The sequence below is a fragment of the Sporosarcina oncorhynchi genome (assembly GCF_033304615.1).
GTDB lineage: Bacteria > Bacillota > Bacilli > Bacillales_A > Planococcaceae > Sporosarcina > Sporosarcina oncorhynchi.
On the sequence record NZ_CP129118.1, the window covers coordinates 2728401 to 2740924 of the forward strand.

The 12524-nt window shown below is 44.9% G+C and carries 14 protein-coding genes; 10 read left to right on the plus strand and 4 right to left on the minus strand.

The window, feature by feature from the left end; all coding sequences use genetic code 11:
- Positions 1-14 precede the first annotated feature (14 nt).
- Positions 15-1346, minus strand: coding sequence for a stalk domain-containing protein (locus QWT69_RS13320; RefSeq protein ID WP_317966371.1), 1332 nt, complete (start codon positions 1344-1346; stop codon positions 15-17).
- Between the two features lie 299 nt (positions 1347-1645).
- Between QWT69_RS13320 and QWT69_RS13325 the strand changes: the two genes are divergently transcribed.
- The 5 genes from QWT69_RS13325 to QWT69_RS13345 all read left to right on the plus strand — a co-directional run bounded on the left by QWT69_RS13325 (position 1646) and on the right by QWT69_RS13345 (position 4725).
- Complete coding sequence (locus tag QWT69_RS13325; RefSeq protein ID WP_317966373.1) at positions 1646-1870, plus strand: hexameric tyrosine-coordinated heme protein; 225 nt, start codon at positions 1646-1648, stop codon at positions 1868-1870.
- A gap of 232 nt (positions 1871-2102) precedes the next feature.
- Complete coding sequence (locus QWT69_RS13330) at positions 2103-2546, plus strand: LytTR family DNA-binding domain-containing protein (RefSeq protein WP_317966375.1); 444 nt, start codon at positions 2103-2105, stop codon at positions 2544-2546.
- A complete protein-coding gene (locus tag QWT69_RS13335) occupies positions 2543-2947 on the plus strand; it encodes a DUF3021 family protein (protein ID WP_317966377.1) in 405 nt (134 codons plus the stop codon). Before QWT69_RS13330 ends, QWT69_RS13335 begins: the two co-directional genes overlap by 4 nt.
- A 1-nt stretch (position 2948) precedes the next feature.
- Positions 2949-3881 (plus strand): ABC transporter ATP-binding protein, encoded by a 933-nt coding sequence (locus QWT69_RS13340; RefSeq protein WP_317966379.1) that lies wholly within the window; start codon positions 2949-2951, stop codon positions 3879-3881.
- Positions 3865-4725 (plus strand): ABC transporter permease, encoded by an 861-nt coding sequence (locus QWT69_RS13345; protein ID WP_317966381.1) that lies wholly within the window; start codon positions 3865-3867, stop codon positions 4723-4725. Before QWT69_RS13340 ends, QWT69_RS13345 begins: the two co-directional genes overlap by 17 nt.
- A gap of 191 nt (positions 4726-4916) precedes the next feature.
- On the opposite strand, the gene QWT69_RS13350 is transcribed toward QWT69_RS13345, so the two are convergent.
- Positions 4917-5402 (minus strand): nucleoside deaminase, encoded by a 486-nt coding sequence (locus QWT69_RS13350; protein WP_317966383.1) that lies wholly within the window; start codon positions 5400-5402, stop codon positions 4917-4919.
- A 491-nt stretch (positions 5403-5893) separates the two neighbouring features.
- On the opposite strand from QWT69_RS13350, the gene dapF reads away from it, so the two are divergent.
- Both dapF and QWT69_RS13360 read left to right on the plus strand, forming a co-directional pair.
- Positions 5894-6766 (plus strand): diaminopimelate epimerase, encoded by an 873-nt coding sequence (gene dapF, locus QWT69_RS13355; RefSeq protein ID WP_317966385.1) that lies wholly within the window; start codon positions 5894-5896, stop codon positions 6764-6766.
- 34 nt (positions 6767-6800) lie between these two features.
- Positions 6801-8030, plus strand: a complete 1230-nt coding sequence (locus tag QWT69_RS13360; RefSeq protein ID WP_317966387.1) for a dicarboxylate/amino acid:cation symporter — start codon at positions 6801-6803, stop codon at positions 8028-8030.
- Positions 8031-8267: 237 nt separating this feature from the next.
- On the opposite strand, the gene QWT69_RS13365 is transcribed toward QWT69_RS13360, so the two are convergent.
- Together QWT69_RS13365 and QWT69_RS13370 are read right to left on the minus strand one after the other, a co-directional pair.
- Positions 8268-9227 (minus strand): hypothetical protein, encoded by a 960-nt coding sequence (locus QWT69_RS13365; protein WP_317966389.1) that lies wholly within the window; start codon positions 9225-9227, stop codon positions 8268-8270.
- Complete coding sequence (locus tag QWT69_RS13370) at positions 9217-9741, minus strand: RNA polymerase sigma factor (RefSeq protein ID WP_317966391.1); 525 nt, start codon at positions 9739-9741, stop codon at positions 9217-9219. Before QWT69_RS13370 ends, QWT69_RS13365 begins: the two co-directional genes overlap by 11 nt.
- 270 nt (positions 9742-10011) lie before the next feature.
- On the opposite strand from QWT69_RS13370, the gene QWT69_RS13375 reads away from it, so the two are divergent.
- The 3 genes from QWT69_RS13375 (at position 10012) to QWT69_RS13385 (ending at position 12459) form a co-directional block, all read left to right on the plus strand.
- Positions 10012-11280 (plus strand): S-layer homology domain-containing protein, encoded by a 1269-nt coding sequence (locus tag QWT69_RS13375; protein ID WP_317966393.1) that lies wholly within the window; start codon positions 10012-10014, stop codon positions 11278-11280.
- Positions 11281-11609: 329 nt separating this feature from the next.
- The gene (locus QWT69_RS13380) at positions 11610-11843 is read left to right on the plus strand and encodes a hypothetical protein (RefSeq protein WP_317966395.1); all 234 of its coding nucleotides are present in this window, start codon (positions 11610-11612) and stop codon (positions 11841-11843) included.
- A gap of 250 nt (positions 11844-12093) precedes the next feature.
- A complete protein-coding gene (locus QWT69_RS13385; protein ID WP_317966397.1) occupies positions 12094-12459 on the plus strand; it encodes a PH domain-containing protein in 366 nt (121 codons plus the stop codon).
- Positions 12460-12524 lie beyond the last annotated feature (65 nt).

The following is a 12524-nucleotide window of genomic DNA, read 5'->3' on the forward strand; positions in this document are numbered from 1 at the left end:
TCTTAGGTGCTTTTTTAATCCACATAATAATTCCGCAGTCCGACCTGGATATCCTCTTTATCCCCGTCGTGTAAGAAGAACAGCGCCTGATGGATCGATCCATCTGCACTCTTCAACGTAATTGTATTCCCTTCAATTGAATACGTCCCTCTGTCCTCTCTTCCATTTGAATCTGTCTGCGAAATTGCGCTACCTGGCATGGCTAGACTGCCTAAACTCGTGCCCGTCAATTCAAATTGGCCGTCCGTTTCAAGGCGCAATACATACGTCCACGATGTCGCAGCAGGATTAATGCCAATCAACCCGGAATACCCCGTATACTTATACGTATCATTGAGTTTCAAGCCACTTTGGACCGGTTCGACTGCAGCCATCTGGACACCACCGAGCATAAAAGCACCTTTGGCAGATGTATTGATTGCAACTGTATCGCCATTGCTTAGCTTCAACTGATTGCCCTTGATGGAATACGTCAAACATTCATCTACTTGGCAATCCACAGTTTCCGGACCTCCTTTTGCCGGCAGACCGATCACTACTCTCTTCTTCGGCAGGAATGTGTAAAAATCCCAGCACATTCCGCCGCAAGCATAGCCATTCGTATCCGGGCGGAAACCCGCGTACATGCCGGATAAGCGCTTCATATCCACAGGACCTGCCGGTGTAGGGGTTGTATCCGTATTCTCCTGTCCATCTGATTGTTCAGGTCCATCCGACTTTGTTTCTTCCGCCTCCATCCTATTTTGTTCCATTTCCGCCAAGTACATCTCGACATCTGTATTCAACTGCGCCAAATCGATCTGATAGTCTTTAATATAGCTCGGTGTGAAAATCGTAACCTCCGCCATATACGGATCATAGTAAATAGCCCCGCCTATCGCGCCTTCCACAATATGGCTAGGCACATACAGCATGCCTTCCCTCACTTCAGGTGCAGCCACCAATGGGAATGGCTGACCGTTCAAATCCGCTTCATTCACACTTGCTGTCAGCATCAACGCCATTTCATTGTTTCGCAACAATAAACTTTGCTCTGCAGCTTCCCATTCCACGTCCATACGCATGGATTCAAATACGCTTGCAGGAAGGAACAGCATTTCTTTTTTCAAAATGGCTGGATTTTCGTTTTTCACGATTTCATTGTCGACGATGATTGTTTCAATTGACAACACGTCTTCTTCATGCGCATTTACTGGCAGTGGTGTCTTTGTCCCTTCTGTAATCTCAACTGCCTTTTCTGTTTCCTCGACAACGTCCACAACACCGCTCGTTTCCTTCTCCGAACAGGCACCGACAAGCATACAAACTGACAGACAGATAGCTAGAGAGAGTATCCGGTTCGACATCAGCTCATCCTTTCTATTAGTAAATACGTACAGTATTCCTTTACGGCAGTTGGCAGTCTAACTGTATCCTTCAACTTCTAGCGTATGCGGCGAAAAGTAACCGTACACGGGTCCGGAATGTTTTATTAAGATTATCATATTCTTGGAAATAAATAAATTACGATAAAGAGTAGTGATTTTTCAGATGGTAATACCTTTTGAATGTTCTTGAGTCACAAAAAATATGTAGAAGAGTTTAAATAATTGAATAACTATTTTTCTAGCGGTATGTTTAAAGTAACTTAAAAGGAGATGATCGAATGGAAGATTGGTTGACAAGCTTACAGACAGACACCCCCCAGCAAGGATTTGAACTCGCTTTGAAACTGGCAAGAAAAGGCGTTGCATATACACAAACGTCCGCGGATGTCCGCGAGAAACTGCGTCCTGAGTATGCCGAAAATGCCGACAGTCTGACAATGGCCTCCCATGTGGTCGCTACCCATTTTCAAACCGTTGCAGCCGCAAATAATTATTGGAAGTGAGTGTATATCACTCATTCAAGTATGTAAAAAGGCAATCCGACCATTTTGGAATGGGTGGGTTGTCTTTTTAATTCGAACGCCTGAGTGGCGATTATTCTTTCATCACGAACAGAATGATATGCATCTTACATACCGTAAATGGCAGGTCACCGCAAAGCCCATTGTCGGTTCCGTTTGTGCATGATACGCTTTTAGCAAGATTAGGAAAAATACGGGGGTGAGGGGCATCCGTTTGAAGATTGAAGAGTCGAAGGATTTTGACGAAGTCGAGATTATCATCCGTTGTTCGGAAATCGATGACCAGCTGGCAGGGCTCATCCGACAGATTAATCAGATGGCAATGACTTTTACCGGAAAGCTGGAAGGTCGTATCCATTCGATTGATTTGCACGATGTACTGTATATCGAGACAGTCGACAACCAAACATTTTTATGCACGTCCACAGATGTTTTTGAAAGTGATTTAAAGCTATATACATTTGAAGAACGATTGAAAGAAACACACTTCCTGCGTATCAGTAAGCATTTAATTGTTAACATGAAGCAGATTGAAAGCGTAAGGGCATTACTGAACGGCAAGTTTGAAGCACTTCTTGACACGGGTGAAAAAGTGATTGTCAACCGGCATTATGCCAAGTCATTCCGGGAATATTTCCTGCGAGGAGGAGACCATTGAAAAACGCATTCATTTATATAAGTGCTGCTTGCTTCGCGTTTACGGCGAGCACGATCTTCTATTCCCTATTCCGGCTGCTGTCCTTCTTTCCTCCGCTGGATGAAAAGATGAGCATGTCCTTGTTGCTGATCGCTATTTGCATCACTTTTCTTATTTCCTTGTCGCACAGACTTCCGATTGAGCAGCCTTTCATCTTGCATGGGGTCGGTGCACTTTGTGTCATTCTTGTCCTGCTCGGCGCTGGTGTCTTATTCGACCTTTTCCCACTCGTGCCTTTCTATGTTGCTATGACGGTCGTGACCGGGTTGCTCTCTTACGCATTCGTCATCGTCCTTAGCTACATGAACAACAAAGCGGATGAACAGAAAATCAACCGCACCATTAAAGAAAGGAGATTGTAATATGGAGAAGATCATAGATGTACAGCATATTAAAAAAGCATTTGGCAAAGTCCAAGCCGTCCATGATGTTAGCTTCTATGTTGAAAAAGGTGATCTGTTTTCATTCATTGGTACGAACGGAGCCGGTAAGTCAACTGTGATTTCCATCATTCTGACCTTGCTTCAGCCTGACGACGGATCGGTATTCGTCAACGGGTACGAAGCGGGAAAGAACAACGCTCAGATCCGAGAGAAGATTGGTGTCGTGTTCCAGGAAAGCCTGCTCGACCCCCTTCTGACCGTCGAAGAGAATCTGCATGTACGCGCTCAGTTTTACGGTATGGATAAAACCGCAAGAACGGAAGCGATCGAACGGGTGGCGGACACGACAGGTATCCGCCCAATCCTAAAACGCCGCTACGGTAAGCTTTCGGGCGGTCAGAAAAGAAGATCTGATATCGCCCGGGCCCTGCTGCATGAGCCGGCCATCCTACTGTTAGATGAACCGACAACCGGGCTCGACCCGCAAAGCCGTCAGATGATTTGGGAGATGATAGGCCGCCTGCAAAAAGACCGGGGCATGACCGTCTTTCTGACAACCCATTATATCGAGGAAGCCGGCGGTTCGGATTACGTCGTCGTCATTAACGAAGGCAAGATTATCGCAAAGGGAACGCCTGCTTCATTGAAAGACCGCTATTCTGCAGACCGGCTACTACTGACGCCTTCCGATTCCACCCAATTACAGGAACACCTCACGCAGCGCGGCATCGCTTTCACGGAAGAGAACGGGGTGCTGCTGATCGATCTCGGCCATACATTGGATGCGGTTCCGCTCATCACGGATACAAGGTCGTTTTTGGCTTCATTTGAAGTACAGAAATCCAGTCTTCATGATGTTTTCATCCGTATCCACGAAGGAAAGGAGGTCATGTCGGATGTTGCTGTTCGTTAAACGTAATATGCTGATCTATGCCCGTGACAAATCCGCTGTCTTCTTCTCTTTACTGTCTGTGCTCATATTAATCGGTTTGTATGTATTTTTCCTCGGTGACCTGATTGCAGGCGGCTTACCTGATTTCCCTGCGAAAAACTGGCTGCTTCTGTCTTGGATTATCGCGGGTGTCCTGTCCGTTACAAGCGTGACGACTACGTTAGGCGCTTTTGGCATCATGGTCGAAGATAAGGCGAATCAAGCCTATAAAGACTTCGACGTCGCACCTATCAAACGATCCACGCTCCTGGGCGGCTACATCATCAGCTCACTTTCCATCGGCTTTTTCATATGTGTTGTAGCTCTTCTATTGTCGAATATCATGCTGTTCATTTCAGGTGAACCGATGATGGCACTGCTGACAATTTTTAAGGCGACCGGCATCATCCTTTTGTCCGTCCTCACGGCGGCGTCCATGATTGCACTGCTTGTCACTTTTTTCAAAACTTCCAATGCGTTCGCAGCCATTAGCACTGTCGTCGGGACGTTGCTTGGTTTTTTGGCGGGTATTTACATTCCAATCGGCAACCTGCCTTCTTATTTGCAAGGAATCATCAAAGTTTTCCCGCTCTCCCATCCAGCCGCTTTGTTGCGCCAAACGCTCATGGAGGCCCCGTTGGAAAAAGCTTTTGCAGGTGCACCTGCAGATATGCAGACCGGTTTCGAAAAGACCATGGGCGTTTTCTTCGAACTGAATGGCAACACCGTGCCCCCTCTCTACAGCGTTCTGTATCTGATTGGGATTACCATTCTGTTCTTCTCGCTGACTGTTTGGGTCATGCGATTGAAGAAAGAAGTGGTATGAGGGTGCCGGTCAAACGGTCATGGCTTGAATGGATAGGCATACAGTAGATTGAACGCATTTTATTCACATGAAAATGACGGGTGTCTTTTGCGCAGACATCCGTCATTCCGTGGCGGATCACTTCGAAGCATGGTTTCAAGATCCGCATTAGCATTTACCTAATATTGTTGTTGCTTTCATTTCATCTACACTTACTTATTTTTCGCATGGAGCCGGCGATGCAGTTCACGGACCTCTTCAGCCAGTCCTTCCACCGGGCCGTCCACTTGTGCATCCCTAATAATCTCTTCGATTGGCAAGGAGTAGACAGCAGAAGGCCCGCCAACACCCATTTCTTCATTCCACTTGGCAAGCTGTTTGGACGAACTGGCGTAGACGATCCGGCCCAGACCGACGAAACCATGCGCAGCGGAACACATCGGGCAATGTTCCCCTGACGTGTAGACGGTCGCATCCTTGCGTTCATCTGCCGGCAGGTTCTTCCCCGCCCACCGTGCCAATGCAAATTCAGGATGACGGGTTTGATCGCCGCTTCCTACACGGTTGCGGTCTTCATGCAACACATTTCCTTCTGCAGACACCAGTACCGAACCGAACGGCTCGTCTCCATTATTGAGCGCTTCTTCCGCCAATTCAACACAGCGCCGCAAATGCTTCCTATCTGTTTCAGTTATCATGAACAATCCCTCCTACTCTGTCTCTCCCCCATTTCCCTTTACCTGTAACATTCATTCTGAAGGTCTGTCAGATTTAGAGGCAGTCTTTGTGCTATGCGCAGGCCTAGAAAAGGCTCTGCTATGACTGTTATGTACCGTTGTTCATACGACCAGCATACGGTTAGCTGCCAATTCTCATTTGAATCGCGAATCAAGGCACCTTCTTATGTACATGCATCGCATGCGTTCGTTTCATATTTACAATTCGACAGTCTTCGTATTATTCTCTGCCCCGCACGACATGTTAATCACCTACCTATATCCCAATTCGCCTTGGTGCAATCCCCTGCAGAATAAAAACCATGCAATAAAATATATTGAACAACGACCGCATATTATTGAATAGATAGAGTCTGTTCAATTGGTTAGTTTCTCCTTGCAAGCATTTCACACCCCTGTTCGACGCGGATTTGTTTGTTGTATAATGCTGTCACGGAAGTGAGGTTTACTCTATGAAAATACCTTTCACAAAGATGCATGGAATTGGAAATAGTTATATTTATATCAACGCCATTACACATGAATTCGATGCTTCAACGTTCAATGAACTGGCGAAAGACGTCTCAAACGTCCATACGGGAATCGGCTCCGACGGGCTCATTGTCATTCACTCTAGCGACGCAGCGGAAATTGGGATGCGGATTTTTAATAAGGATGGCTCTGAAGGACAAAGTTGCGGCAACGGGTTACGTTGTGCAGCCAAATACGCGTATGAACATCAGCTTGTTGCAAGCAGCCTATTTCAAATTGAAACGAAGGCGGCAATTGTCACGGTCGAAGTGTATGGCGATAGAGCGTGTATCGATAGGGTGACTGTAAACTTAGGCTCGCCTTCATTAAATCGTAGTTCGATACCGATGATTGGTCCTGATGATAATCAAGTGATTGCAGAAAGATTCGACGTTGCGTCACATGCATTGAACGTAACCGGATTATTTTTGGGCAATCCAAATGCGCTGTTTTTCGTTGAGGCAATTGAAGAAGCACCAATACATGAGTTAGGCGCACTCATTACGGACGATCCGCGTTTTCCTGATCGCGTCAATGTTGGATTTATTGAAATCATTAGCCGCAATGAAATGAAGTATAGCGTATGGGAACGAGGTTCAGGTGTTACTGAAGCTTGCGGAACGGGAGCAAGCGCAGCTGTCGTCGCTGCGGTTTTAAATGGTTTTATTGACAAAGGGACAGATGTAACGGTCCATTTAAGCGGAGGTGATTTAGACATTCAATGGGCAGACGATGATCATGTTTGGATGACTGGGCCAGCGGTGACAACGATTCAAGGGGTCTTCTACTGGAAGCGTCAAGCTTTAAAGGAATAGAGGTTCCAAATCATTCAAAAAGGGGATTATTGGCATGGGAAAGAAATTGAAAGCGTATCGTTTTCCACTTATTCTGCTCGCTTCCATTATTGTCGGATCCATTATTGGTCTTATTTTTGGGGAACAGGCCGGTGTCGTTAAACCGCTCGGGGATTTATTCATAAATTTATTGTTCATGATTGTTGTACCACTAGTGTTCTTTTCGATTTCATCCGCTGTTGCGAATATGGATAGTATGAAACGTCTTGGGAAAATCATGAGCTCCATGCTTGCGGTATTTATCATTACAGGAATTATTGCATCCATCACCATGTTAGTAGCCGTCCTCCTATTCCCAGTGGGATCTGGGGTTACGATTCCTTTAGAGACGATTGTAGACACAGAAGTCCTGTCACTATCCGATCAACTCGTCAATACGTTTACGGTACCGGACTTTGTCAATTTGTTTTCCCGTAAACATATGCTCGCGTTAATTGTATTTTCGGTGTTGCTAGGTATTGCGACGGGATTGACTGGTGAAGTCGGAAAGCCCTTTGCCCGCTTTTTAGAAAGCGGTTCCGAGATCTTCATGAAAGTGATTCAACTTGTAATGTACTACGCTCCAATTGGTTTAGGTGCCTATTTCGCAGCACTGATCGGGGATTTTGGCAGTGAACTGATTGGGGATTATGCACAAGCGTTCATTCTTTACTATCCTGTTGCCTTTCTTTACTTTGCGGTCGGATTCACGCTATATGCCTTCATTGCTGGCGGAAAAAAAGGGGTGGTCCGTTTTTGGAAAAACATCCTTGCACCGGCGGCAACCGCACTTGGCACAGGTAGCAGCTTTGCCACTCTTCCTATTAACTTGCAAGCAGCGAAACAAATCGGCGTGCCGAAAGATATACGGGAAACCGTTTTGCCACTCGGCGCGACAATTCATATGGATGGATCCTGTCTATCTTCCATTCTCAAAATCGCGTTCGTCTTCGGCGTTTTCAACATGGATTTCACAGGAATCGGCACGTTCGTAACGGCGATTGCGATTTCGTTAATGGCAGGTGTCGTGATGAGCGGAATCCCTGGTGGCGGGTTTATCGGTGAAATGGTCATCGTGACACTTTACGGTTTACCGATTCAAGCATTGCCAATGATTTCAGCAATCGGCGTCGTTGTTGATCCGCCTGCGACAATGGTCAATGCTACAGGTGATACTGTCGCAAGTATGATTGTGGCAAGGCAGTTAGAAGGGAAAGATTGGATGGAGAAAGTGAATGTAGAGTAGTAGTATTTACTTTTTCAATAAATAAGCACGCAAAACGCGTGAACGACTTCGAATCGTTCACGCGTTGTTTCGTGTGTCGCACTAAAGACCGAACAATCGGATGATTAATCATCCACTAGGCGAGTAGCTTTCTTTACACCGCTTCAGTCATCATAAGTCAGTGCATAGTAAATAGCTTCATCACTGTCACCCATTCTTATCCGTGAGCAGGATCACTTATGTTGTCTCGCTATTTTCTTACTTCTCGTCCAGTAAATTCCACATTTCAGAAAAAATGTCCGCTTCCATTTTGAAATAGACATCCATTGCACCGTAATTGATATATCCACCTTTAAGCAGTTCCAGTCTGACTGTCGAGCCATCAGTTAAATCGACCGTCAGTTCTGTGAATCCTTCGTCGTTTCGCATTTCATCCAATCCTGACCCATTGCGTTCACGAAGAATCGGTTTCGTGTGATTCAGTTGTTCCAAGAAGGCATTCAACACAGCCATATCCGTGATCGGTTTAAAATTATCAATGCTATTAAACCAGTCATTTCCCGTTCTCCATTGGGCAGACGATACATGACCTGCCATTTTCATTTTACTGAACAAGTCCGCTCCGCTTCTGATAGTAATGCCGTTCAGGTTTTCATAATATTCTGCGCGCGTGTTCCCATCCCATTCATTGTAGATCATGATCCTGAAATCACGGTCATACCCTTTTACCGAATAGACATCCGCTTGGCCAATCGTCGAAGCCAACTCTTCCGCATACGCTTTCTGGCTACTCCATTCGTCGATATTCCCTTTCGTAATTCCGAGTTTTTCACCTAAAAGATCTTTTGCGGCTGCAGGTTTTATCTGACTGTTTGTTTGCGTGTAAATTTTTCCGTTATAGACGATTAACCCAATCATGTCCATGGACGACGTATTCCCTTTCGGCAGTTTGATAGCTGGAATTTTAATGCCTCTGTCTTTGTCACTGATCAATGCCTGTTGCCCGCCGCCCGCATCATTCAAGTACTCGTTTCCCACTAGAAGAAATGCACCGAAGGACAGTAAAAGCGCTGCTGCAATGCCGATTCCCGTCAAGTTGAACCGCTTTCGTTTCTTCCCTATTTCGTTAGCAGCCTTGGCAACGCCCAGTTGACTTCTCTCACTCAATTCTTCCGGTATGTCTATTTTATTCATTTCATCTTTCACCTTATTGTTCATATCGATCATCCCCTTTCCACTCCGCACGGAGGTTTTCCAGTGCACGATAAAGAATCGTTTTAGCTGTCCCTAAAGGCATGTCAAGTGTCTCGCCGATTTCTTTAAATGTCAGTCCGTTGTAAAACTTCAATATAACTACACTTTTCTCGTTTTCATTTAACCCATTCATCAAGTCATTCAGTGTCACTTTAAGGTCAATATCTTCCTGTATTGTTTCAGGGATATTTTCTTCCGTTTCCGGATACAACTGCAACGTTTTTTGATTGGCCCGCAATAAATCGAGCGAACAATTGATGGCAATCCTAAGTAGCCACGTCTTAAAATACGAAGCTTCTTTTACACTCTTTATATGTTTGAATGAACGGTACGCCGTCTCTTGCACGATATCCAGTGCATCATTCGGGTTCTTCACATACATGAAAGCCATTCGATAAATATCTTCTTCATAGGGCTGGAACAAATGCAGAAACGCCTGTTCATTTCCTTTTTGTGCTTTTTTCAGTACATCCTGCAAACGATCACCTCCAGAGTTGCCGATTCTTTGATTAGACGGTCAGTTTAGGAATTTGGCTTTCACTTTACTAAAAAAAGTGAAATGGCCAATGCTCGCATCATGCATAAGTATCCAGATGCCATGAATCTAAATCCAACTCGTTAAAAAATCCCCACATTACTGATTTTCGTTTTTATTTCTACGCGACAATTTCCTTCAAAACATTGAAACTATTTATGCTTTTCTACGTCTATACGCTATATTACTAGACTATGGAGAGGATGAATGCAAATGAAGCACAAAATCTTATCTGTGTGCGGCGCAATTTTACTGGCATGTAGTGTGTCTAGTATGAGCATCGCGGCAAGTGCACCATCATTCCAGGACGTACCGTCATCAAAACACTTTGCTGAAGCGGTCAATGATCTGGCGGCACGTAATCTAATTGGAGGGTATCCTGACGGCACATTCAGACCGGGCGAATCCATTACACGAGGACAAGCGGCGGCGATACTCGTAAAGATGACGAAGCTTGACACAAAAAATGTGAAAGATCCGAAATTCAAAGATGTCTCACCAGCAAATGGCTCCTACAAGGCGATTGCGGCATTGGCGGAGAAAGGTGTCATCAATGGGTATGGCGACGGACGTTTCGGACCGAACGACTCCATAACGCGTGCACAAATGGCTTCGATCATTATCAAAGCATTCGACTTGCCACTGTATCGTGATCCAAACCATGGATTCAAAGATGTCGCGCATAAGAACGGACATCGGGATGGTATTTACAGCTTGTACCAACTCGGTCTCACAACGGGCACTTCACCTACGACGTATAGTCCGAATGATCCAATCACAAGAGGTCAGGCGGCTAAGTTATTGAAGGCGTCTGAAGACGTGAAGACGGGAATTCTGAGGTTACATGCGAAAGATTTTAAATGGAAAAGATTCCATGACGTCAGCAATACAAACTCGGATGTATTCGATATCGTGGCAGATAGTGAGCAACCAAGTCTGGTCAATTTACAAACGACGATTCATATCGTTCCTAAGAAAGAAGGAACAAGCACACTCACTTTTTCAGGGGCGCCTTCAACCAATTCGACGGATAAAAACTACAGAAAGTACTATGTGCACGTCAAACAAGTAAATGGTGAATGGGCGATTTCATTGGAAGAGACAGACGACATATTTTCAACACCTGTAGAGCTATGGAGAAATTATGAAGGGGAAGATAAAAACGATGCATTTATCGATGCTTCGTCGATTACACTTGAAACGGTCGATGGGAAAATGGTAGACGAACAAGTAGCATTTACGCATTGTGACAGTAAGACACTTCAATATTGCAATGTCATCCAGCTGGATCAGCCAGGAGAATTCATTGCGACAGTCAACTATGCTGACGGTAAAGAAATGCATTATCACATTTCGTCCGTGGCAAACGACTACGAATTTTATTATTACATCCGCACGACATCCATTCAGCCGGATGAAGTGGTGAAAATATGGGACGGTGCTCAACTCGGTAAACATGTGTTGCCTAAGGGAAGCGAGTAGATTGCGACAGTTACAAGAGATCCCGGATCGAATATTTTCCGCATCACGCCGAAGAAAACGGGCGAATTCTTTATCGCCTTCCCGGATAGCAAAGTCGTACCGGGCAGTCATCGAATTTATTATGGAATTACGGTCAAGGTTAGTCAACTTGGGCCCTATCTGCATGTCAGCGCGATAAGTAGTGAAGAGGACGATATGATCTTTGATTAAATCTAGAAGAGAATGAAACAATGATACCCGTATCAGGAAACCGTCTCGAACCGTTTCCTGACACGGGGTCTCCGATTCATTAAGTTCCACAAAAGATATGCAAAAAGGAGTGATCCACATTGGGGTATAGGGAAAAAACCGCCATCACAATCTTAGCTGTAATCATCCTAGTGCCTACTGGTCTGTCTTTATACGATGTGCCTGCAAAAAAAGCACCTCATGTGACCATGGTTTCTTCCGACGATATTCAACATGCGGACTCTCTGTATGATTTTGAAAATAAAAGAATCGATAAGATTAAGGTGACGACTTCGATAAGTCACACGTATACATGGAACGGGATACGTCCCTGATCCATGTGCAAATCCGAGATGAGAAAAACAACCTTCTCACGGAAACGACTTGCGAAGATTTTCGTATATATTATGTGCCTGAAAGTTGGTCACCTGATAAAGTGCAACTGCAATCTTGTGCACCTGGCGAAGAGACATACACCTTAGGTTCGATTCAATAAATTCAGGAATTCTTGCCGGTTATGTTTCCAAAAACTACTATTCATTTCCCTTCCAATCTGTGATAATGAAGAAAAGAGGAGTGAGACCGATGGCTGAATTGGCAGCAATTATGACATGGACATTTAATGAAGAAGTACCTGTCCCAAGTGAAATTACGGATTTACTAATTGAAGGGGAAACAGCAGCAGTCGCTTACAAAACAATACGTGACGTCGCGGTCGTGACAAACAAGCGCTTCATTATCGCGGACAAGCAGGGACTGACTGGAAAGAAAATCGAAATCTATACCGTTCCATTCAGTTCAATCCTTATGTATTCAACAGAAAACGCTGGTAAGATCGATTTCAACTCCGAAATTGAGCTATGGACAAAAGCCGGAAAGCTCAAACTGAATCTTAACCGAAAAGTGGATGTACGCAAGTTGGATAAGATCATTGCAGAAGCTATCTTGTAAGTGATGCTACTGTATTAAGAATTATAACCTTCTTTCAGCATCTATGGATTGTATGAAGGTAAATC